Below are 22189 nucleotides of genomic sequence, written 5' to 3' on the forward strand. Positions count from 1 at the left end.
TTTGATGGGTCTTTATTTTTCATTCTAACCGACACTGAGTGTTATGCTAACCAGCGCCAGAGCATGTATCAAGATGTTTCCGATAAACTGGCTGTTTGTTCGACAATTAATGCTGTTTGTTTCTCAATAGGAAGAATGTAGGGCTGCAACGATTCCAGATCTTCATGCGGTGACTTTTCCAACTCTAGACACGTTTTAGACAGTTCGTTCGCTCCGATCATGGCTGCTGCACCTTTCATTTTGTGTGCGAGTTTTTTAACTTTACCCACATCTTGCTGTTCAAATGCTTGCTTCAGCGCGGTTAAATCTTGGGTTTGATTATTAACATATTTATTAAGTAGCATGGTCACTAGCTCCATACTATCACCTACTTGATCTTTGACATGCTGAACGTCAATGGGGTATGAGTCACTCATGGCAGGTTCTCCATCATCTTGGGGCTGAGCTTCAACGCCGCTATCATCGCCATAACGGACCGAGTCTGGGTTAGCGTAAAGTAGTAACAATTCAATTAATTGATCTTTACTAAACGGTTTAGCTAAATGCCCATTCATTCCCGCGTCCACACATCGCTCAGCGTCCCCAGACAACGCATTGGCTGTTACCGCTAAAATTGGCGTGTGTTTATCGAATTCACGGATCTGCCGAGTCGCTTCAAAGCCATCCATTTCCGGCATTTGGCAATCCATCAAAATGATATCGAAAGGGGTCTTTTTGTGCAGTTCAAGCGCTTCTTTTCCGTTCACGGCTAGCGCTCGTTGGCAGCCGAGTTGTGCCAAAATAATATCAATAAGTTCTTGGTTAACAAGATGATCCTCTGCCACCAAGACATTGAGATCAAAATTGATACTGTCGTATTGCCCCGCATCCGGACTTGGATCAACTAACGTATGTTCATCTTCGTTCAATACTCTATAAAGCTCAGCATGGTAAATGGGACAAGTCAGCGTGGCCATTCCTGTATCATGATGCCCATCATGACTGATTGCGATACACTTATGCACGCTGCCGACAAATGCCTGGCAGCCTTGCATTTTGTCTTGATCGACCATTAGGACCGTCTGTTCAGGTTCGCCCAGTTCAAGGTTTCGTCCATCAGAGCATGGCGTTAGCGCGAGATTAAAACCTTGTAAATAAGCAGTCAGCGTCTTAGTCAATATTCTATCGCCAGAGACTAAAAATATATGATAACCCTCAAGAGCGTTGCTCAAGTCGTAACTTGATAAGAGCGTACAATCAGGATTAGGGACACTAATCGGCACTTCCGCGACAAAAGTAGTCCCTTGGTTTTCTTGACTGCGTATATAAATATCCCCATCCATTAAACGCAAAAGCTTGCGACAGACGGGCAAGCCCAGGCCGGTTCCTTGATAAGAGCGAGAATACGAATTATCAACTTGCGTAAAATTCTCGAAAATAGCATCATGACGATCTTCCGGAATACCAATTCCGGTATCCTCGACTTCCATGACAAGCTTGGTGATGCCACTGTCATCATGCGTTTGAAATAGATTAACACAGATATGACCGCGCTTAGTGAACTTCACTGCATTACCAACAAGGTTAATAATCACTTGTTTATAACGCATCGCATCTAATTCAATGTCACATGACATGTTGGGGTCGATATAGCAATGGAGACGTAATTGTTTTTCAGCCGCTTTCGCCGTAAATATACTTAGAGATTCATGTACGATCTCAGCCAAATCTACCGACTGCTTGCTAAGCGTCATTTTACCTGCTTCTATTTTGGTGAGATCGAGCACATCATTAATAATATTTAATAATGCCGTCGATGAATTCTGTAGGGTGTCAACAAAATAGCGTTGCTGTTGCGTAAGCGACGTTTCCATCAATAGATTAGACATCCCCACAATCCCATTCATGGGTGTGCGAATCTCGTGACTCATCATTGCTAAGAAGTTAGTTTTTGATTCATTTGCGCGCTCAGCTTGTTCCTTCGCTCGCGCCATTTCTCGTGAAATCATATCGTTCAGTGCTTTCTGTTGCACAAAGTGCACCATCGAACTCAAACTTGATAAAATCGGCTCTATCCAGCTTTGTAACTCTTCATTGTATGTCGTAGACTCATCAAAAAGGCAAACCACACCAACCATTTGATTTGACATGTAGAGCGGCGTGCCAAACACATTAACAATCATTTTCTGGTTATTACCGGCAACACCTGCCATCTGCAGACTACGCTTGCTCTGTTTCGTCTCAATAATATCTTCGATTAAGCCACGAACAAATTCCTCACCAATAAAGTTATTTTTAACCAGGCGCGTTTGTGCCAAAATACGGTAAGGGAGGTTGTAATCTATATCATCATCGTCATGATGGCCAACTTCAACAATAATACCATGATTGCTCTCACCAATACGGAGTAGAATGTCTAACACATCTTTAAAGCTCTTTTTAAAGTCCTCACGTATCAAAAATTTATCTTGTAAACTCTTCATCGCCGAGAAAAGCTCAGCACCTTTGGACACTTTTTGCTTGTCCAGATGTTGCTCAGTGATATCACGTATAATGGCGACATTAAGTGCGCGAGGATCTTCGTCTTTAATGGGGGTCGATTTCACTTGTACAACGCGAACGCCCTCGTCGGTCTCTATTTCATAGGAGCGTTCAACACGTCCATTCAAGCCGTAAAGAGCTTGAGAAAAATATCCACGAGAATTAGGCGTGACACGAGAAATTATCGTGGATAAACTGATTGCTTCGTCGGGAACCAACTCAAGCTCGAAAAGCTTTTTTGCCGACTCATTGATTGTAATAATGCGGTGTTTTTCGCCCAGCACTAACAAAGCATCCGTATAACTATGAATAACGGTATCCAAATATGCGCGACTTCTCTCTGCACGATTTATTTGCTTGGCATATTTCCAAATAAAAAACACCACTAATAGATTCAAAAGTACGATTTGTGTCGCTGTACGGAGCACTTCTGTATTTAACTCTCTATTAATATAACGACTATCTTGATAAATGATTAGTTTACCCACCTGGACAGACTGGCTGGTTTCATTGTAAACCATTGGAACGATGACTTTATTTAACTCGTCACTAGAGCGCATACCTTTGGAGTCAGTCACATAACGAAACTGATCATTAGAGTCAGTTAACTCTAAACGGTGTACATAGCGTGATCCCATTTCACTATCTAGATCATTTTGTACATTATTAAAGTCATAGTTCCACATTAACGTTGGTAACCGCTGCTTTAAACGTTGGGTAATCGAATTAATGTCTTGATTCATGTCTGACTCAAGGCGCTCTTTCGCAACGTGATAATTATAGTATCCGAAAACGCCCAGTAATAAGGTCGCCAATACCATTAAAACGACGGCTAGCCGCATCCCTACTTGATTCATCATTTACACCTGCATCGTTGCAGCTAAGGTCTGAGTTTGAAAACGTGCTTTATCGAAAGCTTTGAGTACAGCACGTTCTTTTAACGTCATTTTCTCACATACTGAGCCGACCCACTCCCAATTGGCATGCTCAATGTGCTTACATAACATTAACAATTCACCATAACGTCCTGATTGAGACAAGAGTGCATTTTTCGCTTCTTGGTCGAGATCAAGTTTCCCAACTAAATCTTCCATTGGCGCTGCTAACATAGCATCAAGCAGTGAAAAGGCACCAACTAAAAAGGCCTCATCAGGATCCATACCTTTTATCATTGGCGCCGTCTGTTGCATAAAAATCGCACGGAGTATCGCGGATGTCTGCAAATGAGAGCATTCTTGATGATTCATATTCGACATAATGAGTAAGGATATTAACCGACGCAACGACTCGAGCCCTAGATAGACAACCGCTTGCTTCGGGTTTGTGATCGGCTTTTTTTTCGATTTAGCCAGGATGTTCGCACTGGTTACAACTTTATAGAGTAACGAGACATCACGAGAAATCACGTCAGTGATTTCATCAATATCATGAGGACTACGATTAATCACGATGCAAGCATCTAATAAGCTGATCACAGATGGCGCCACATCATTATGACTTTTTACTTGCGGCTGTTCAAAAAAATAGCCTTGAAACAGACTAAACCCAAGTTGCTTGGCCAGCATAAACTCGTCTTTTTTTTCAACTTTCTTCGCAAGAAACCGAGTGTCTGGATAATCAGACATTGTGCTAACCCAGTTCATCGGGTCTTCTTTTGCCATACTAACAGTAATGACATCAAACAAATGCAAATGCCGCTGCCACCGGTTAGAAAACACGGTGCTGTCACCCTGTATCGTAAAGCCTGCTTTTCGGTAGGCCTCTAGCTGTTTAATCAGTACAGGCGTTGCTTTGCACGTCTCCGTAATATAGAGAACCAAACGCGCGACAGGAATAGAAAAGGGTATCTCATCTAATAAGGCCGTTTCTGAGAAACTCACGACATAGCGCAAATCATCATCAAGCTCCTTTCCCGATAGAAAGTTGGCACTTAAAATCCGCGATGTTGCGGTATCTTCATCAATCGAGGGAAATTTGTTTTGTAACCCTTCACGAAATAATAAATCGCTACCCCACTGATTTTGCTTGTCGTCAAAGATCGGCTGGCACGAAAAAAAAATCTCACTCACAATGTACTCCCCCCAAAACGATCCCTTAGTACAAACTTAGACCAAAGGAAGGACTTTTGATCGTTTTTTTGATTAAAGTGAGTATGTTAAGTCCATTTCCCTACCAAGATAGTGCCTTTTACTTGGGAGAAATCATGAATTTTGCTACGCTTCCCGCAAAGACACTAAGAGGATAAATCATGGATATCTTAAACCAGCTCGCTGATGATGCCCCCGAGCACGAGCCGGATTCGTTACCGTCACTCGACGAACAAAAAGCGATTGTGGCAAAACTCAAAGCGCTTGAGGAAAAAGGCGAGCTCACCGACGACGTATTGGCGCAGTATTTTGCCGCCAAACAAAAAGACACAAGCGACGAAGAAGAGTAAACTCAACACGATAAAGTGACCTTGTCACTTTTTAAATCTATCCTATTTTGCGCTATGAGTGTGATAGCCGAGACGTGCCAATGAAAGATGTGAGCCTCGCAGGATTGATACTTGCGTGACAGGGATAGATAGCAAGTGAGCGAAAAAGATACGCCCCGAGTTCAATCTTGGGGCGTTTTTTTGGTTTACTCAGGCGCAATGCCGTCGGTTTTCGCCGCACAAATAAAATCATTTTTGTGCAGGCCTTTAATCTTATGCGACCACCAAGTCACGGACACTTTACCCCACTCCAGCAAGATAGCCGGATGGTGGCCTTCTTGCTCAGCCAGTTCAGCTACTTGGTTGGCAAACGCCCACGCCAACTTAAAGTTGCGGAAAGTAAACTCGCGTTCGAGCTGATCAATCCCATCTCGCGTCACTTTGCTCCATTGTGGGATATCTTTAAGCAGCGTCGGCATTTCCTCAGCACTGACCAATGGGGCATCAATATTACAGGCTTCACATTTCAACTCAGTTAGTTCAGACATGTTGCGTTTCCTTTTGCTGTTCTGTCTTTTTCGGTTTGGGCGGGAACAAAGGCGCATGAAGGCCCAGTTCCATGGCTTGATGCACATCAGCAATCAAATCACGTTGGCTGATGGCAAATAAGTCGTCAATCGACTCAATGGTAAAGTAAATGGGTTGCATGATGTCAATCCGATATGGCGTGCGCATGACATCTATCACTTCTAAAGGCTTACGCACCGCTTTGTCGCTATTAAAGGCGTACTCGGTCTCCGCCGGCGAAGACAAGATCCCGCCGCCATAAATACTGCGATTGCCTTGCGCGTCACTGAGTAAACCAAACTCGACCGTAAACCAATACAAGCGTGCAAGATAGACGCGCTCTTTGGGCGTGGCCTGCTTACCGAGCTGACCATACATATGGGTAAATTCAGCGAATGCTGGGTGGGTGAGCATCGCACAGTGACCGAAGATCTCATGAAAATAATCCGGCTCTTGCAAGTAATCAAAGTCTTCTTTGGTGCGCAAAAAGGTCGCCGCGGGGAATTTTTTATCCGCCAATAAGGCGAAGAAATGGTCGAAATCAATCAATGCAGGCACGGGGGCCACTTGCCAGCCCGTCTCTCGCATTAACACTGCATTGACATCTGGGATCTGTGGCACCGTGTTATGCGGCAAGTCGAGCAGTCGTAAACCGTCGAGATATTCTTGACACGCTTTGTCCTTGATGCACGCAAGCTGCCGTGTGACTAACTGGCGCCATACATCGTTTTCTTGTGCCGACCAGGCTACACGACCTTGCTCATCAAGTGGTTTGGATTCGTATTTACTCTGTTTCACGTTCACCGCCTTGTGTCGTTGTCTGGCGTAAAAATCGCGCGTAAACAGCGGCCCTTAGCCTTACGCAATGTTTCCGTTACTCACAGATTACGTCGACTTTGCAGAGAAAATCATCTCCTCACCTCGGTTTTAATTTTACTTTTGCGTAACATTTATTTTACATTGTGCGTTCAAAAGGCTGTCGCTACGGGTAATGCCTCACCCTCGAGGGATCCGCGTGCTTGCATGGCTCGTAGTGGTTGAGAAAGGCCTAACTGCAGGGACGAGTGATGAATTTACAACTGAGCGAACTGATAAATTGCGACAACATTGACAAGATTCAGATCCGTGGCATTGATGGCATGTTATATCAAGCCATCGCCTTTTTACGTCACGGCGATACGGTGGAGCAGAAGCTAATTTACCACGGCGATAAGCCCTATCTGTCCCGCAGCTTGCTAGCGGTGAAAGATGATTTTGAATGGATTAACGCCGCGCAATACGTGTTAGTCACTGACACGGCGTATGACGAAATGATAGGGCTTGGCACGGAAAAGCCTTTATCGACCCTAGAGCAGCCATTGCATTGGAAATAACTCAACAATGCCCCAACCTATGGGGCAATTTCTTCCCCGTCCCACGCAAACAGACGCCCAGTATGACGACTGTCTAGGCCATCCAATACCGACAATAAGTAGCCAGCCGATTGAGCCGGGCTGAATAATTTACCGGGCTTAACATTGGCTTGGAATGGCGCGGATAAACGACTATCGACGGTCCCCGGATGCAGACCAACCACGGTCAATGATTTGTCCTGGCGGCCAAGTTCAATGCTCATGCATTTGATCAGCATGTTCACCGCCGCTTTACTTGCACGATAGGCGTACCAACCGCCCGCACGGTTGTCACTAATACTGCCCACGCGCGCCGACAAGATAGCGAGCTTCGCCTCAGCGTTACGTTTCAGTTTGGCCGCTAGATGTTTGCTCAACAGCAGCGGCGCAACGGCATTCACATCAAACAGCTGGTGCATGGCCTCACTGCTGCACGCCGCGAGGCTTTTTCTGGGCTGACCGCATCATCATGAAGCATCCCCGAGGCAATGATCACCGCGTCTAGACTGTTGTCGTCGATGTGCTCGGCCGCCGCTTGTATCGATGCGTCATCGCGAATGTTCACTGTCACCGGGGTGACCTTTTCACTTATTTCGGCAAGTAGCGCGGGGTGACGCCCCAAGGCAAAGACTTGCTGAATGGATGGCTTGTCGAGCAATGCGCGGCAAAAAGCTTCACCAATCGCGCCACCTGCGCCGACAACCGCCACACGCTGCATGGAATCACTGTTCATTCTCTTGGCTCCTCAAACAAAAAGAGATGCAAACTGCATCTCTTTAGTTAGGGATGAGGCGATCTTGTCGATCACCGTACGTTAAAACTATAGCTTACGTAACACAACCATGAGGTAAAGCCCGCCTATCAAGGAAGCAATGATCCCAGCTGGCATTTCTTGCGGATACAGCCATTGTCGTCCTAGCCAATCGGCAAACAGCATCAATCCCATGCCAATCAATCCGGCGGTGATCATGTGCGCGCGGGCATTTTTCGCACCCCAACTGCGCGCAATATGCGGAGCCATCAAGCCGACAAAACTAAGCGGCCCTACCACCAAGGTGGCACTGACGGTCATGACCGCGACGAGGGCCAGCAACAGCATGCGGGCACGCCCTACCTTTACCCCTAGCGATTGAGCAGTTTCGCCACCGAGCGGCAAAATATCGAGCCACCGCTGACACATCAATCCCAGTGCCACCAGCACCGCCGCAACCAAGGCCAATGTAGTCACTGTGCTGTCGGTCACATAATAGGTTGAGCCTGAAATCCAAGCGAGGACTTGATACGCGCGAGGATCGCCGCCCGCCATCAAGAAGCTCTGTACCGCTTGCATCAGTGCGGCAATGGCTACGCCAGTGAGCAACACCTTTTCTGGCTGGAAGCCGGTTTTGTGATTGAGTAGTACAATCAACGCCAAGGTTGCGCCGGCACCGATTAATCCGCCGACATACAAACTCAGCATAGACGCGCCCATGCCCGCAAAAATGGTGACAATCAGCCCCAGCGCCGTGCCGGCACTGATCCCCATCACCTCAGGGCTCGCCATCGGGTTGGCACTTAAACGCTGAAGCACGGCACCCGCAACAGCAAGCACACCGCCCGCCAATGCCGCCGCCAGCAAGCGTGGCAAGCGCCATTCCAACAAAGACCAATCGCCGCTGAGCGCCAGCCACTGCCAGCCCTCACTTTGACGCGATACGGTGGCAAAAATCACCACACCTAACACCAGTAACATCAACGTTCGGCCTAACGGCCAATCCTGACGCGGTGCGGGCGATCCCGATTGCATCTGTTGGCGTTGACGATTCCCCAGTGACACCCGTGGCAACAACCACAAAAGAAGAGGCGCCCCTAACGCTGCCGTCGCCGCCCCAGTGGGCACCATCATGGCCCGGCGGCCAGGTAACAGTTGGACAGCCAAATCGGTGGCTGCCAACATCAATGCGCCTAAAATCATCGCCAGGCTCAATCGGGTGATGAGCTTACGTGCGCCACATAAGCGCGCAATCGCGGGCGCGGCGAGACCGACAAAGCCAATCACGCCAATCAAGCTAACCACCCACGCGGTCAGAAGCACCGATAGCCCCAGAGCAATTACGCGAATTTTCGCCAGTGATACGCCCAAGCTTTTCGCTCCTTCATCCGAAAGACTCAAGACGTTGAGCGGCTTTAATAAGGCAAGGATCAACACGACCGCCAATCCAACACGTGGCAGTAAGGCTTGCACACTGTGCCAGTCGGTTTGCACCATCGAGCCCGCGCCCCACACCATCATGCCGTGTAGCGCTTCTTGATTCATCAACAGCAGTACAGTGCTGAGCGCACCGCAGTATAGATTTAGAATCAAACCCGCGATCACCACCACGGTGGGCGATAGGCCGCGTCGCCATGCCAGCGCAAACACCACCAGCATAGTCAGCACCCCGCCAGACATCGCCACCATCGCGCTCGACCAAGTCAATAGCCAAGGGGCATAAAGCGTCGCAAGCATCAGCGCCAAGCTGGCGCCATTCGCCACCCCCAGCGTAGAGGGCGAGGCCAAGGGGTTGCGCAAAACCTGTTGCATCAAGGTACCGGCCAGCCCCAAACACGTCCCCGCCAGCAATGCGGTGACCAAGCGCGGCCACCAGGTTAAATGCATCACCACCCCAATCGACGCACTGTCATCCAGCGACCACAACGACTGCCAAAGCATGGAAACATTCACATCCCACTGCCCCAATTGAGTGGAGGCGAGGCTTAACAGTGCCGTCAGTAACGCCAAGGGTACCCATAATAGTTTCAGTTTCATGACTGCTCCCCTTGTTCAGGGTCGGTCAATGCCACGGTCACAAGGCGGGCAAAGCGTAACGCCGATGGAATCGCACCAAAACTCCATACGGGGTCAATCATCAATGGCGTACGTCCCGTACGTTTAACCAAATATTGCCAAAACATATTGGTCTTAAGGGTTTGCTCCACACCCGCGGGGAGCGGGCGCACAATCACCAGCTGCGCATCAAGGTCTAGCAGCTCGCGGGTGGAAACCATGCTAAACCCCCAACTGTTGGTGGTGTTTTGCCACGCATTGCTGAGCCCCAATTCACTGATGGCGGCGTGATACAAGCTGTTGGTCCCAAACACCCGCACATGGTTGGGGTCTAGGAACTGGATCATCAGCAGCGGGGGCTGTTCACCGGGGATCGTATCGCGCAAGCTCGCCAATTGCTGTTTCGCATTGGCAATCAGGGTTTCACCGACCTCCGGACGGTTGGCCTCATGTGCAATTTGCCGCGTCACGGTTTTGAGCGATGCCCAGCTTAGGCCGCTTTCATACAGAGGAATTGAACTGACCGGCGCAATGGTGCTTAACTTGGGCTTCATTGCCTTAAAAATGGGTGAAATTAGAATTTTATCGGGATGAAGCTCGGCCAAACGCTCCATGTTCGGCTGGGTGCGAAGCCCAATATCAACGGTTTTTTCTGGAATGGGCGGGGCTTTCACCCACGAATTGTAATCCGCCTTTTGCGCGACCGCGACGGGCGTCACCCCCAAGGCCAATAAGGTTTCAGTTTGGGTCCAATCCAGCGAGAGAATACGAGGCGACGCGCTGACGCTCGCTGACATCATGGCCGCGGTCAGCCAGACCATAAGCGTCAGAAAAGAGGACTTGATCATACTGGCGATAACTCCCCCGGCATAGCGACCGCATAGCCGGCGGCATGATCGGCAATCGGCATTTCAATACCATAAATCGATTTGAGGGCCGACTCTTGAAACACATCACTAACCGCACCTTGAGTCAGGACTTGCCCGCTGTGCAAGGCGACAATCTCATCACAAAAACGCGCCGCCATATTAATATCGTGCACCACAATAATGATGGATTTATCCAGCTCTCGGCTGAGTTTTCGCACCAAGGTCATCACTTCAACTTGGTGGGCTACATCTAGTGCAGATAGCGGCTCATCGAGCAGTAAGTAACGCGTTTGCTGTGCCAGCAGCATCGCAATCCATAGCCGTTGGCGCTCGCCGCCCGATAAGGTATCGACCAAGCGCTCGGCATAATCTTGGGTACCGGTGAGCGCCATTGCCTCGTTGATCGCTTGGTGATCGGCTTTGGTCAACCGCCCCAGCAAGCCATGCCAAGGATAGCGACCAAAACTGACCAACTCATACCCAGTTAAGTTATCTGTTGCCGGTAAATGCTGTGGCAAATACGCCACCTCGCGCGCAAACGCTTTTTCTGACCATTTCGACAAGGGCTTTTGGTCTAATGCGATCTGTCCGCTGCTGGTTGCCTGTTGCTGCGCTAACAGCTTTATCAACGTCGATTTGCCCGAACCATTGTGGCCGACCAACGCACAGATTTTTCCTGGCGTAAACGACAAGCTCACCTTATCAAGCAACACTTTTCCGTTGACGGCAAACGCAACGTCCTTTGCCTCTAACATATCCCGATCCTACTGCTTAAGTACAAGCGCGGGATGCGCCTGTCAGTTAATTCTACAGTTGGTAATTTTCCGATGCCTAAAAAGCAAATGCAAACCATTTTGATTTCGCTTTGTGCGCTTAGCGCTTGTTAATCAGAGAAATTAGACCTCAACCACGTCACCATCAGGGATCCAAACACCATTCAGCCTCGTACCGCCAAGGGTGAATAAAAGTTTGTTGTTACGACTGTCGAGAACGCTATGTCCGCGCCGATCAGCCTTGTGTGGCTAAAACGCGATTTACGCCTGCGGGATCACGCCCCCCTACAAGCCGCCATTGCCGCTGGGCGTCCCTTGGTGATCCTGTACCTGTTTGAGCCACTGCTGCTCAACGATCCGCACCACTGCGAGCGCCATTGGCGATTTGTCTGGCAATCGCTGTGTGATCTCAATCAACAGCTGGCACCGCTTGGCGGGCAGGTCACCATTTGCCAAGGTGAAGCACTCGCCGTTTTCGACGCCATCCACCAGCAGCAGGCAATTGGCGCGGTCTACAGCCATCAAGAAATTGGCGTCGACGCGACATTTTCTCGTGATAAAGCGGTGGCGAAATGGCTGGCAAGCCATCAGATCCCTTGGCATGAATTTCCCACAGGGGCGGTGATCCGCGGCGCAAAAAATCGGGGGGATTGGGACGCAGAATGGCAAAAGGTGATGCGCGCCCCTCTTGCCGATCCGGATTGGCAGCAAGCGCGCTGGCTAGACACATCACTCACGCTACCCGCGCTCGATCACCACAAGTGGGATTCTCCCGCGCCACGCTTTCAACCCGGCGGCCCAAGTTGGGCGTATAAAACCTTGCAGTCTTTTTTCCGCGAGCGCGGGCAAAGCTATCAACGCCACATCTCTAAACCGCTCGCCAGCCGCAAAAGCTGTACCCGACTGTCACCCTATCTCGCATGGGGTAACATCAGCTTGCGCGAAATGTATCAAATTACTCTCCTCCATTGGCAGAAAAAGGGTTGGCGGCGTGCGCTGGTCGCTATGGTGTCGCGTTTGCATTGGCACTGTCATTTTATGCAGAAATTTGAAAGCGAGCACCACATGGAGCATCGCCCCGTTAATCGCGGCTACTTACATTTTGAGTACGCGAACGGTCCGCAGAGCGATGCGCATCTGCTCGCATGGCAACAAGGTCATACCGGTTATCCGCTCGTCGATGCCTGTATGCGTTGCCTGCACGCCACCGGCTATATCAACTTTCGTATGCGGGCGATGCTGGTCAGTTTTTTAACCCACCATCTACTGATTGATTGGCGCCGCGGTGTCCATCATTTGGCGCAGCTATTTCTCGATTTTGAGCCCGGAATTCATTACCCCCAGTTTCAAATGCAAGCTGGCGTAACGGGCGCAAATACCTTGCGCATTTATAACCCAGTGAAACAATCGCAAGAGCAAGATCCGGAAGGGGCATTTATTCGTGAATGGTTACCTGAGCTTTCTCCCTTGCCCGACAGTTTGATCCACACCCCGTGGCAAATGACCGACATGGAAGCGATGATGTACGGCGTGGTGCTTGGCGAAGATTACCCGAAAGCCATTGTCGATATAGAACAAACCGGCAAACGGGCGCGTGATATTTTATGGTCGTTTCGTCAACAAGACGCGGTTCGTATCGAAAAAGCACGGATCCTTGCCACCCATGTGCGTCCAAACAGCCCTGAGCCAACAAATGGCCCTGAGCAACGAATAAGCGATAAGCGGATCAAAAGCCTTGATCACGCGGATAAGCACACAATGAAACAACGGTCACGTGCCACTCAATCTACTGGAGGCAACCCAGATGGCGCATAAAAAGCCGCATCTTCCCAGCAAGGCATGTTTGACGTGCGAACGCCCGTTTACGTGGCGTAAAAAGTGGGCACGCTGTTGGGACGAAGTTAGGTATTGCTCTGACCGTTGCCGCCGGGAAGGTCGTCGCCATGCGCGAGCGGCGACGCACTGAACGCATCTAAAAGCGAATTCAATTTCGGATGTACCCACTGACGTTTAATCGATACCGCATAAAACGGCTCATACACACTCGGCAGTAAGGCATAGCGGGTGAGCATGCCACTATCTAGCTCATCGCGAACCACCACTTCGGGCATCACCGCTAACGCGTCATTATCTCGGCTTAAAAGGCGCAACATCGCCATATCATTGGCTTCTGCCATGATGTAAGGCTTGAGTTGATACTGCGCAGAGATGGCATCAAACCCCGAGCGAATCGGGTTATCGCCATAAGGCAACACCCACGCTTGGTGCTGGTAGCTGGCATCTAAGGTGGGCGATAACGCTTTACCCGGCCAACCAATCACGGCTACCGGCTGGCGTGCCAGTTGCTGATACTGCCAAATTTGTTTATTGGTCCCCCGCACCGCGATATTGGTTAGCGCCAAATCCAACTGGTGATCAGACAGCGCATGAAGCAAGCCGGTTTGATCCATCGACTGCAACACATAGCGGCACTCTCGTTGATTGACCAATGGCTGAATAAACTGCTCGATAAAGTTCCGCGACATGGTGGATAAGGTGCCAATGCGAATCGTGGCACTGGACAGCGCCCCGCCACTGGATAGCAACTGCTCTAACTCTTCCCCTTGGCGAAAAATCTCTTCGGCATAGTTCATCGCTTGATAGCCACTTTCGGTCAACGTCAATGTACGACCTTGCCGCTCAAACAATTGCACCTGCATCGCCTGCTCAAGCTGCTTGATTTGTGACGACAGCGCCGACTGCGAAATATGCAGGTTACGGGCGGTCTGGGTCAGGTTGCCATGGCGTGCCACCTGCCAAAAATAATACAAATGATGGTAGTTAAGTCGGCTCATCGTTCTATAAAACAGAATGAAAAGTAATTTATTATGTATTTTACTTAATTGTAGTAAGTTTTCACAATGGTTCGCATAACTATTGCTGTGAGGTAAGTCATGTTATCCCTATTTCTCGTCACGCCGCTCAAACTGGTGCTGCTGGCACTGGTTGCGCTTCTTGGCGGTGTTATCTGGCGATACAGTGCCACCGCGTTTGCAGGCCAAACCGACAAACACCGTTTTCTTTTATCCTTACTGCTCACCTTGTCGGCAGTCTTGTTGGTTTTAGTCAGCAATCACCTGTTGCTGTTTTGGCTTGCTTGGGTGGCGGTTAGCCTCTCATTGGGTCGCTTAATTCTTTTCTATCCGCATCGGCCTCGCGCCCAACTCGCGGCACACAAAAAAATGCTGCTCGCCCGCTTTAGCGAATTGCTACTCGGTGGCGCATTTTTACTGTTATTTTTCCACTACCAAACCGCGCAGATTGACCAATTGATGTTTCAAGTCAGCCAGCAGCCTCACACGCTGACTGTAAGCATCGCCGCCTTTATGCTGGTGGGTGTGGCGATCATTAAGTGCGCGCAACTGCCCTTGCACGGCTGGCTCATTCAAGTGGTGGAAGCACCTACGCCTGTCTCTGCCTTGTTGCACGCCGGTATTGTGAATCTTGGCGGGATCTTATTGATGCTGCTCGCGCCAGTGCTCGCGGCGAGCCCCAGTGCCAGCTTTACACTGCTGGTTATCGCCGGTGTCAGTACCCTGGTGGCAGGGCTGGTGAGCCTGACACGCGTGAGCATTAAGGTAAAACTGGCGTGGTCGACCGTCGCACAAATGGGTCTGATGTTAGTTGAAATCGCCCTAGGCCTTTATGAGTTGGCACTGCTGCACTTACTGGCGCACTCTTTCTACAAGGCGTTCTCTTTCCTCAACAGCGGCAATGGGGTGAATCATTGGCTAGCAACCCAACTGGCCGACGCCTCAGTTCCGCGTCGCTGCCATTGGCTTGCCGCGATGGCCACCACCGCCGGTTTGATTGTCGCCGTGCACCTGAGTGTCGGTATTTTAAATAGTTTTGCAGCCGGTTGGTTGCTGTGGATGGCGATGACCATGCTGCTATTACCGGCCTTTACCCGCCCAGGCGCTGCTCGCCCGACACGCGTGCTGCTCAGTAGCGTGTTTGCGCTTGGCCTGCTCGGGCTCTACGCCGCCATTAAACATAGCTTGATTGTGTTTGTCGCGGGTGGAAATGCCACCTATTTATTTGCCGATGCCTTTGCGCTGGTGCTGTTTATCACGCTGTTTGCTCTATCACTGGCGGTCCAGTACTGGCCTCACAAAGCGTGGGTCAACCGCCTGTTTATTTGGCTAAACGCCGGGGCTTACCTTGATGAGTGGGCGACACGCTTGACTCTCAAATGGTGGCCGAGTGCTTCTTTAATCCAACTACAAACGACCCAATGGCAACCGCATAAGGAGACGCGTTAATGATTGCGAAAACGCCCAACGTATCTGCATACCCTGAGTCCCTCGATGTGAGCGATTTTCGCGATGCCACCCAGCAAGCGGTCGTAGCGATTGCGCCAAGCTGGCCGTTGGATCAAATGATTGCGGTGAACCCATGGTGGCCGCAACGCTTTACCCCCATTGAGCAAGTCTTTGCTGAGCAAGCGGTGTTAAGTGGCCACTGTCCGCTAATGCCGTCGGCGTACTATCTGTCGCATTGGCAATCGCCCATTAGTGAGGCACACCTTGCCGAGGCCATTTCAACCTCTGGCAGCGCATTAACAGTGAGTGATTGTCTGCGTGCACTGCGCATTCATAGCAGTAACCTCCCGCGTTGGAAGCCATTGGCTGAGTTGTGTGACCGCACTCGGGAAACACAACAAGGCTTATCGTGGCAGCAAGAAATCCAGCAGCAAGTGAGCCAGTTTCTCGCGCTTTATCACCAATACCCACAGCGCTTTGATGCCCAAGGCCAAGGCGGTGAACACCTTTATCAATGCTGGTTGAGTGTGGTGAGCCAAGATAAAGGCATTAAAACCCTCACTGGCGTGGATTTGCTCGCCGATTTCGCCGCTCTACCCACCCAAATGGATGCACTGATCGCTGAAGCGGCCGCCTTTTGGCAACCGATTCTTCATGACCCAAACGGTAACTTGGCCTATTGCCACGCGCTGATGCATGGTTTATCAGGTTGGGCAAGCTGGCAAGCCTGGTTAGATTGGCAGCAACAGCTCGGTGACAGTGAACAGCAAGATCATGGTATGGGCCTATTCGCGATTTTACTCGCGTGGGATACAGTGCTGGCACGTTGGCTTGCCAAACACCGTGAAGCAGCGTGGGCAAGCATTCGTCAATCCATGCACCACCAAGCGGTGAATGTGCGCCATTGGTATCACCAAGCACAACAACAGCTCGCGCCACTGTGGATTTGGCAGCAAGCGCTAGAAATCAGTCAGCAGCGCCCTTGGGCACACGCCCTGTCCGCGCAGGCCAGTGTCGACACTCTCGCCACCTCGCCTACGCTGCAAGCTGTGTTTTGTATCGATGTGCGCTCTGAACCGATGCGTCGCGCGTTAGAAGCACAATCTGATCGGATTCAAACCCTTGGCTTTGCTGGCTTTTTTGGCTTGCCGATCGCCTATCAACCCACTGATAGCCAGATTCAACGCCCGCAACTGCCCGGCTTATTGGCACCGGCGATCACCGCCTCACAAACTCATGCCACCCCCGAACGCTGGTTGCGGATGACCAAGCTCGGCTGGCAACGTAGCCTTGATGCGCCCGCCGCCAATTTAGGCATGGTCGAAGCCGGTGGCATGCTAAAACTGGTGAGTTTGTTAAAGCGCGCATTGCGCATTTCTGGCACCGAAAACCCGCTAAATCGACTCAGTCATACTGACAGTGATTGGGCGCTCACCCTTGACAATACGCCGTTAACCCCAGCAGAAAAAGCAGAGCTAGGCACTGGTATCTTGCGCGCCATGGGCATTGCTGACCATTTAGCCGATGCCGTCTTGTTGGTGGGTCATGGCAGTGAAACCTGTAACAACCCTCATGCAGCAGGGCTTGACTGTGGTGCTTGCGGTGGACAAACCGGTGAGGTGAATGTACGTGTACTCGCACAGCTTCTTAACGATGCCGACGTGCGTGATGCCATGGCACAGCAAGGCGTAACGATTCCCGCCAGCACCCGTTTTTATGCCGCCATGCACAACACCACGACCGACGCGCTGGATGTCTTTCACGCCCCCGAGCATGCCCAATGGCAAACTTGGCTGGCCGCTGCGAGCGAGCAAGCACGTGCAACCCGCGCCAACCAGTTGATCAAACGCCTACCCAGCCATCCAAGCTCAAACGCTTCTTTGCTACACGGGCCAAAGATTGGGCACAAATGCGCCCTGAATGGGGACTGTGTGACAACGCCGCGTTAATCGTGGGCCCGCGCACCCTGTCTCGACAGATTAATTTGCAAGGTCGCAGCTTTTTACACGACTACGACTGGCATAGAGACAGTGACTTTAGCCAGCTTACGGCAATCCTCACCGCGCCCATGGTGGTGACCAATTGGATCAACTTGCAGTACTTTGCTTCTGTTACCGCACCGGAAAAATTTGGCAGCGGAAACAAATTGCTGCACAACATCGTGGGTGGGCACATTGGGGTGTTTGAAGGGAATGGTGGTGACTTGCGAATTGGCTTATCGCATCAATCCGTGCACGATGGCCGTCGATATCGCCACCAGCCAGTGCGATTAAGCGTATTTATCGCTGCCCCTCGGGAGGCAATTGATAGTATACTTGCACGCCATAACGATATAGCCGCGCTGGCGAATCACGGCTGGCTGTACTTGATGCAAATTGATGCGCAAGGTGCAGTATGGCAACGCGATCGCTCGGGTCAGTGGTATCACCTGAACGTAGCAACATAAAACGGAGCATGTCGTTGAAAACGCAACTTCTCTCAGCGCAGTGTTCAACGGACCTAACACAAGCCGCCGAGCTACTGAAAGCCGGCGAACAAGTCGCGGTGCCTACAGAAACCGTGTACGGTCTGGCAGCGGATGCCAGCAATCCAGACGCCGTCGCGGGCATTTTTACCGCCAAAGGGCGACCCGCCAATCATCCTTTGATTGTTCATCTCGGTGACGTCGCATCGATCACCGAGTGGGCAACGCCGATCCCGGATGAAGCATATAAGCTGGCGAATGCCTTCTGGCCAGGGCCGATGACGCTGCTGCTGCCACGTGCCGAGCATGTTTCACCGGTCGTCACGGGTGGATTAGATACCATTGGACTTCGCGTTCCCGCGCAACCTGTGTTATTGGACCTGCTCGCCACCCATCAGCTTGCCGTTGCCGCCCCGTCAGCGAACCCGTATAAAAAGCTCAGCCCCACCACGGCAGAGCAAGTGATGCATGGTTTAGGCGGAAAAATCGCCGCGGTGATTGATGGCGGCCCTTGCCAGCATGGGCTGGAATCGACCATTGTCGATCTTACCAAGCGTCCATTCCGTGTACTTCGCGCCGGTCCCATCACCGCCAGCGAGTTGAGCGCCGTGCTGGGTGAAACAGTCGACGCCCCCGAGCAGCACGATAGCGTAGTACCCGGCAATGTCGGTAGCCATTACCAACCCAACACCCGGTTGCAGATGGTGGCTGCGGACTTGTCTGATCTCCCTGCGCCCCATCCGGAAAAACGCGCGGCCTTGCTTCACTTTGGCGAAGCCCCGACACGGGATGATCTGGTCTGCATTGCCATGCCGGATGACGCCGCGCGCTACGGGCAAGCGTTATATCACCAACTCGCCCAAGCCGACCAACTGGGCGTCGATGAAATCTGGCTCGCCCAGCCCCCTCATGGCGAAGCGTGGCTTGCCGTGCATGATCGCCTACGCCGCGCGGTCAGCTAGTTTTTGACGCTCACAACGCGCGTGTTTGCATAAAGCTTGCCGTTGCAGTGGCACACACAGTGTCTGCAACGGTCAGTGTTGCCTCCAACTGACTCATTCCGTGTTTCGCTTTCACACACCAGGCACGTACCTCAGCCTCAACGGCAACGGGCACTGGATGGTGATAGCGAATATTAAGTGACGCTGTCACACTTTGCGGGGCAAACAAGAAGGTACAATGGGTCAACGCCGCATCCAAAAGCGTGGCAATGACCCCACCGTGCAGCTGGTTTTGATACCCCTGCCAAGCGCTTTCTAACCACACTGTTGCGGTGACGGCATTGTTATCGTCTTGATAAAATTTAAAATTAAATAGCCCGTTGTCACTGCAAGCCACACACTGATGATGGGAATCCGGCGGGATAACAGGTTGCTTATTCATGGCAACCGCAACCGTGGCCACTGTTTCGACCTCGTTGACCTTGTCCATGTCCACACCCCCGATGTTGACCACCTATACCACTATCTTGCGCGCCACATCCTCGCCCACGTCCTGAATGACACGCTGCTTTCCGTTGTTGTGGTTGTTGCTGTTGCTTCATTCGCTGCAACGCCGGCCGCCCTTGACTCGCATCCGTAAGCGGTTGCCAGTACGCAGGCGACAACCACTGGGTAGGATTTAGGCGACCATTGGTTAACTGATAAACATGTAAGCCAGCATCAAGTAATCCCGCTAACGCATGCTCGCCAATATGACGGGTCACCACACGTGTTACTTGGTTAGCTTTCAGCATCGCTATCAAGGCGTTTTTGGCACCGCAACCTTCTGTTACACGTGGGTTGGCGAACTGAGCGAGTGCTTGGCCATCGTCGTCAAACAGCGCAAAGTGCTCGGCCTTCATAAAATGTCCCGCAGGACGGTCTTGGTTCATCGCAATAGCAATTGTCATCTTCCGTTCTCTCTTTATATAAATGGCATATGCTAAAAATACGCCTGATTTATGGCATATGCAAACTATTCTGTGAGAGAAAAATGAAGAAAGTCACGTCAAGACGTGGAGAGTGTTCGAATCAAGCTGCAACGTCGTGCGACAAAATACTTTTTCGAACACGCGCTCATCCTTGCTAAGTCGCATGATGAATGACAATAACTAAGTGGAAGCATTAGTTTAAAAATACCTATTTTCACGGCAATCATTGACGTGAAAATACAGTTTAGTAAACCATAAAAGCACCTTGGTTAGTCACATACAGCACAGACCTTTTTTTGTAAATGATTAACCCAACACTACTCTTCTGACTCAAACACCAGTGCTTTGCCTTCTACGAGGCAGGCGGTGGTTTTGGCGCGGGCGCGTTTAACCAGGTTGGCTAACGTTTGACGAGATACGCCCATGACTTCCGCGGCTTGCAGTTGCTGCATCCCTTGATGGTCAACAAGGCGCATGGCTTCGAACTCATCCAAACCTATGGTCACCGTCTCTAGCTCACTGAGTGGAATGGCGTTGGGTTTAAAACAATTGGTATGCGGTTTTCCGCAGATACGGCGGGGCATTTTAGGGCGCGGCATAGGTTCTCCTTTTTCGCCTATGCTAAGTGAGTTTTTTGCTTATGCCAACAAAAAGGGATGCCAATGCATCCCTTTTCTATTTATTGCTACGAGCAGTGACTTAGCCTGTCACGTTACACGTCGTACGTCGTCGAGGCGGTGTTACCGCCAGTGCCTGTCCAGTTGGTGTGGAAGAACTCACCACGTGGCTGATCAAGACGCTCATAGGTATGCGCACCGAAGTAGTCACGCTGCGCTTGCAGCAGGTTGGCTGGCAAACGTGCTGTGGTGTAGCCATCCAAGAAGGTCAGCGCCGATGTGGTACATGGCATTGGGATACCGGTTTCCATCGATTTCGCCGCCACTTTACGCCATGCGGCTAAGCAGTTATCTAAGATCCCTTTAAAGTACGCATCTGAGCCCAAGAAGGCCAAGTCAGGATCCTTAGCAAAGGCATCACGGATGTTACCCAAGAAGGCCGAACGGATAATACAGCCGCCACGCCACATCAGCGCGACGTTGCCGTAGTTGAGATCCCAGCCGTTCTCGTTTGACGCTTCACGCATCAGCATAAAGCCTTGCGCGTAAGAGATAATTTTTGACGCCAGCAGCGCTTGACGCAGCGCATCAACCCACTCGGCTTTGTCACCATCAACCGGCTGGATATGTTTTTCAAATAGCTTCTCTGCCGCGACACGCTGATCTTTCAATGCTGACAAGCAACGCGAAAATACCGATTCAGAGATCAGGGTCAGCGGAATGCCAAGATCCAGCGCGTTAATCCCAGTCCATTTACCGGTGCCTTTTTGACCCGCGGTGTCGAGGATTTTCTCAACCAAAGGCTCACCGTCTTCGTCTTTATAACCCAAGATGTCCGAGGTGATCTCGACCAGATAGCTATCCAACTCGGTTTTGTTCCAGTCGGTAAAGACTTGCTGCATCTCATCATGGCTCATGCCAAGGCCGTCTTTCATGAACTGATACGCCTCGGTGATCAGCTGCATATCGCCATACTCGATACCGTTGTGCACCATTTTCACAAAGTGGCCGGCGCCATCACGGCCGACCCAGTCACAACATGGCTCGCCGGTATCGGTTTTCGCTGCAATACCTTGGAAAATAGGCTTCACCGCTGGCCACGCCTCTTCTGAGCCGCCTGGCATAATAGACGGCCCAAAACGCGCGCCTTCTTCACCGCCAGACACACCAGCACCGATAAAGTGAATGCCTTTTTCTCGCAGCGCTGCCACACGACGGTTGGTATCTGGATAGTTGGTGTTACCGCCATCAATAATGATGTCGCCTTTCTCAAGCAATGGCGTCAGTTTGTCGATAAAGGTATCGACCACATCACCGGCACGAACCATCAGCATCACTTTACGTGGCGTTTCTAGCTTCTCAACCAGCTCTTCCAGCGAATAAGCGCCAACGATGTTAGTGCCCTTGGCTGGGCCTTCAAGAAACTCATCGACTTTGGCCGCGGTTCGGTTATGTGCCACGACTTTAAAGCCGTTGTCGTTCATGTTGAGGATCAGGTTTTGGCCCATGACCGCCAAACCAATTACGCCAATATCACCTTTCATCGTGCTCTC

Annotated in this window: 20 protein-coding genes and 2 pseudogenes; 8 read left to right on the forward strand and 14 right to left on the reverse strand. The window is 50.9% G+C overall.

The window, feature by feature from the left end; translation table 11 throughout:
- Positions 1-68: 68 nt before the first annotated feature.
- Together HLG76_RS05890 and HLG76_RS15180 are read right to left on the reverse strand one after the other, a co-directional pair.
- The gene (locus tag HLG76_RS05890; protein WP_254877637.1) at positions 69-3380 is read right to left on the reverse strand and encodes a response regulator; all 3312 of its coding nucleotides are present in this window, start codon (positions 3378-3380) and stop codon (positions 69-71) included.
- Complete coding sequence (locus HLG76_RS15180; RefSeq protein WP_175993264.1) at positions 3381-4589, reverse strand: HDOD domain-containing protein; 1209 nt, start codon at positions 4587-4589, stop codon at positions 3381-3383.
- A gap of 179 nt (positions 4590-4768) precedes the next feature.
- Between HLG76_RS15180 and HLG76_RS05900 the strand changes: the two genes are divergently transcribed.
- Positions 4769-4957 (forward strand): restriction endonuclease subunit S, encoded by a 189-nt coding sequence (locus HLG76_RS05900; RefSeq protein WP_077460727.1) that lies wholly within the window; start codon positions 4769-4771, stop codon positions 4955-4957.
- 185 nt (positions 4958-5142) lie between these two features.
- Here the strand turns inward: HLG76_RS05900 and HLG76_RS05905 are convergent, their stop codons facing one another.
- Positions 5143-5484, reverse strand: coding sequence for a 4a-hydroxytetrahydrobiopterin dehydratase (locus HLG76_RS05905; RefSeq protein ID WP_077460726.1), 342 nt, complete (start codon positions 5482-5484; stop codon positions 5143-5145).
- On the reverse strand, positions 5477-6349 hold the full coding sequence (gene phhA, locus HLG76_RS05910; RefSeq protein WP_175993311.1) for a phenylalanine 4-monooxygenase: 873 nt from the start codon (positions 6347-6349) through the stop codon (positions 5477-5479). The genes HLG76_RS05905 and phhA overlap by 8 nt, the downstream gene beginning before the upstream one ends.
- A gap of 221 nt (positions 6350-6570) precedes the next feature.
- Between phhA and HLG76_RS05915 the strand changes: the two genes are divergently transcribed.
- Positions 6571-6876, forward strand: a complete 306-nt coding sequence (locus tag HLG76_RS05915; RefSeq protein ID WP_175993265.1) for a DUF6482 family protein — start codon at positions 6571-6573, stop codon at positions 6874-6876.
- Positions 6877-6893: 17 nt separating this feature from the next.
- On the opposite strand, the gene HLG76_RS05920 is transcribed toward HLG76_RS05915, so the two are convergent.
- The 5 genes from HLG76_RS05920 to HLG76_RS05940 form a co-directional block, all read right to left on the reverse strand.
- Positions 6894-7313 (reverse strand): SDR family NAD(P)-dependent oxidoreductase, encoded by a 420-nt coding sequence (locus HLG76_RS05920; protein WP_175993266.1) that lies wholly within the window; start codon positions 7311-7313, stop codon positions 6894-6896.
- Positions 7292-7627 (reverse strand): NAD(P)H-binding protein, encoded by a 336-nt coding sequence (locus HLG76_RS05925; protein ID WP_175993267.1) that lies wholly within the window; start codon positions 7625-7627, stop codon positions 7292-7294. The genes HLG76_RS05920 and HLG76_RS05925 overlap by 22 nt, the downstream gene beginning before the upstream one ends.
- Positions 7628-7714: 87 nt before the next feature.
- On the reverse strand, positions 7715-9682 hold the full coding sequence (gene fhuB, locus HLG76_RS05930; RefSeq protein WP_077677081.1) for a Fe(3+)-hydroxamate ABC transporter permease FhuB: 1968 nt from the start codon (positions 9680-9682) through the stop codon (positions 7715-7717).
- Positions 9679-10548, reverse strand: coding sequence for an iron-siderophore ABC transporter substrate-binding protein (locus tag HLG76_RS05935; RefSeq protein ID WP_175993268.1), 870 nt, complete (start codon positions 10546-10548; stop codon positions 9679-9681). The genes fhuB and HLG76_RS05935 overlap by 4 nt, the downstream gene beginning before the upstream one ends.
- Positions 10545-11324, reverse strand: coding sequence for an ABC transporter ATP-binding protein (locus HLG76_RS05940; protein WP_021023558.1), 780 nt, complete (start codon positions 11322-11324; stop codon positions 10545-10547). The genes HLG76_RS05935 and HLG76_RS05940 overlap by 4 nt, the downstream gene beginning before the upstream one ends.
- 240 nt (positions 11325-11564) lie before the next feature.
- Between HLG76_RS05940 and HLG76_RS05945 the strand changes: the two are divergent.
- Together HLG76_RS05945 and HLG76_RS05950 are read left to right on the forward strand one after the other, a co-directional pair.
- Positions 11565-13013 (forward strand): annotated as a pseudogene (locus HLG76_RS05945) (FAD-binding domain-containing protein); the annotation flags it as partial.
- A gap of 133 nt (positions 13014-13146) precedes the next feature.
- A complete protein-coding gene (locus HLG76_RS05950) occupies positions 13147-13308 on the forward strand; it encodes a DUF2256 domain-containing protein (RefSeq protein ID WP_175993270.1) in 162 nt (53 codons plus the stop codon).
- On the opposite strand, the gene HLG76_RS05955 is transcribed toward HLG76_RS05950, so the two are convergent.
- Positions 13244-14176, reverse strand: a complete 933-nt coding sequence (locus HLG76_RS05955; RefSeq protein WP_077677077.1) for a LysR family transcriptional regulator — start codon at positions 14174-14176, stop codon at positions 13244-13246. The two genes, HLG76_RS05950 and HLG76_RS05955, sit on opposite strands and share 65 nt — an antisense overlap.
- 99 nt (positions 14177-14275) lie before the next feature.
- On the opposite strand from HLG76_RS05955, the gene HLG76_RS05960 reads away from it, so the two are divergent.
- The 4 genes and pseudogenes from HLG76_RS05960 (at position 14276) to HLG76_RS05970 (ending at position 19069) form a co-directional block, all read left to right on the forward strand.
- Entirely contained in the window at positions 14276-15643 is a 1368-nt protein-coding gene (locus HLG76_RS05960) for an NADH-quinone oxidoreductase subunit L (RefSeq protein ID WP_175993271.1), read from the forward strand.
- Positions 15643-17415: pseudogene (locus HLG76_RS14955) on the forward strand (putative inorganic carbon transporter subunit DabA); the annotation flags it as partial. The gene HLG76_RS05960 and the pseudogene HLG76_RS14955, both read left to right, overlap by 1 nt.
- Positions 17416-17423: 8 nt before the next feature.
- Positions 17424-18089: a putative inorganic carbon transporter subunit DabA gene (locus tag HLG76_RS15185; protein WP_217706498.1), complete on the forward strand. Its 666-nt coding sequence runs from the start codon at positions 17424-17426 to the stop codon at positions 18087-18089.
- 8 nt (positions 18090-18097) lie between these two features.
- Positions 18098-19069: an L-threonylcarbamoyladenylate synthase gene (locus HLG76_RS05970; protein WP_175993272.1), complete on the forward strand. Its 972-nt coding sequence runs from the start codon at positions 18098-18100 to the stop codon at positions 19067-19069.
- A gap of 10 nt (positions 19070-19079) precedes the next feature.
- On the opposite strand, the gene HLG76_RS05975 is transcribed toward HLG76_RS05970, so the two are convergent.
- The 4 genes from HLG76_RS05975 to gnd form a co-directional block, all read right to left on the reverse strand.
- A complete protein-coding gene (locus HLG76_RS05975; protein WP_175993273.1) occupies positions 19080-19538 on the reverse strand; it encodes a PaaI family thioesterase in 459 nt (152 codons plus the stop codon).
- Entirely contained in the window at positions 19483-19998 is a 516-nt protein-coding gene (locus HLG76_RS05980; protein WP_077460715.1) for a NifB/NifX family molybdenum-iron cluster-binding protein, read from the reverse strand. The genes HLG76_RS05975 and HLG76_RS05980 overlap by 56 nt, the downstream gene beginning before the upstream one ends.
- A 338-nt stretch (positions 19999-20336) precedes the next feature.
- The gene (locus HLG76_RS05985; protein ID WP_021023566.1) at positions 20337-20618 is read right to left on the reverse strand and encodes a DUF134 domain-containing protein; all 282 of its coding nucleotides are present in this window, start codon (positions 20616-20618) and stop codon (positions 20337-20339) included.
- Positions 20619-20731: 113 nt separating this feature from the next.
- Positions 20732-22180: a decarboxylating NADP(+)-dependent phosphogluconate dehydrogenase gene (gene gnd / locus HLG76_RS05990; protein WP_077460714.1), complete on the reverse strand. Its 1449-nt coding sequence runs from the start codon at positions 22178-22180 to the stop codon at positions 20732-20734.
- Positions 22181-22189 lie beyond the last annotated feature (9 nt).

Origin of the sequence: Salinivibrio sp. EAGSL (assembly GCF_013366455.1) — a bacterium.
Lineage (GTDB): Bacteria > Pseudomonadota > Gammaproteobacteria > Enterobacterales > Vibrionaceae > Salinivibrio > Salinivibrio costicola.

Coding starts and splice junctions, on each gene's coding strand:
- HLG76_RS05890 (WP_254877637.1), bottom strand. CDS start 3,380: ATGATGAATCAAGTAGGGATGCGGCTAGCCGTCGTTTTAATGGTATTG.
- HLG76_RS05900 (WP_077460727.1), top strand. CDS start 4,769: ATGGATATCTTAAACCAGCTCGCTGATGATGCCCCCGAGCACGAGCCG.
- HLG76_RS05905 (WP_077460726.1), bottom strand. CDS start 5,484: ATGTCTGAACTAACTGAGTTGAAATGTGAAGCCTGTAATATTGATGCC.
- HLG76_RS05915 (WP_175993265.1), top strand. CDS start 6,571: ATGAATTTACAACTGAGCGAACTGATAAATTGCGACAACATTGACAAG.
- HLG76_RS05920 (WP_175993266.1), bottom strand. CDS start 7,313: ATGCACCAGCTGTTTGATGTGAATGCCGTTGCGCCGCTGCTGTTGAGC.
- HLG76_RS05925 (WP_175993267.1), bottom strand. CDS start 7,627: ATGAACAGTGATTCCATGCAGCGTGTGGCGGTTGTCGGCGCAGGTGGC.
- fhuB (WP_077677081.1), bottom strand. CDS start 9,682: ATGAAACTGAAACTATTATGGGTACCCTTGGCGTTACTGACGGCACTG.
- HLG76_RS05935 (WP_175993268.1), bottom strand. CDS start 10,548: ATGATCAAGTCCTCTTTTCTGACGCTTATGGTCTGGCTGACCGCGGCC.
- HLG76_RS05940 (WP_021023558.1), bottom strand. CDS start 11,324: ATGTTAGAGGCAAAGGACGTTGCGTTTGCCGTCAACGGAAAAGTGTTG.
- HLG76_RS05950 (WP_175993270.1), top strand. CDS start 13,147: ATGGCGCATAAAAAGCCGCATCTTCCCAGCAAGGCATGTTTGACGTGC.
- HLG76_RS05955 (WP_077677077.1), bottom strand. CDS start 14,176: ATGAGCCGACTTAACTACCATCATTTGTATTATTTTTGGCAGGTGGCA.
- HLG76_RS05960 (WP_175993271.1), top strand. CDS start 14,276: ATGTTATCCCTATTTCTCGTCACGCCGCTCAAACTGGTGCTGCTGGCA.
- HLG76_RS15185 (WP_217706498.1), top strand. CDS start 17,424: ATGGCAAACTTGGCTGGCCGCTGCGAGCGAGCAAGCACGTGCAACCCG.
- HLG76_RS05970 (WP_175993272.1), top strand. CDS start 18,098: ATGTCGTTGAAAACGCAACTTCTCTCAGCGCAGTGTTCAACGGACCTA.
- HLG76_RS05975 (WP_175993273.1), bottom strand. CDS start 19,538: ATGGACAAGGTCAACGAGGTCGAAACAGTGGCCACGGTTGCGGTTGCC.
- HLG76_RS05980 (WP_077460715.1), bottom strand. CDS start 19,998: ATGACAATTGCTATTGCGATGAACCAAGACCGTCCTGCGGGACATTTT.
- HLG76_RS05985 (WP_021023566.1), bottom strand. CDS start 20,618: ATGCCGCGCCCTAAAATGCCCCGCCGTATCTGCGGAAAACCGCATACC.
- gnd (WP_077460714.1), bottom strand. CDS start 22,180: ATGAAAGGTGATATTGGCGTAATTGGTTTGGCGGTCATGGGCCAAAAC.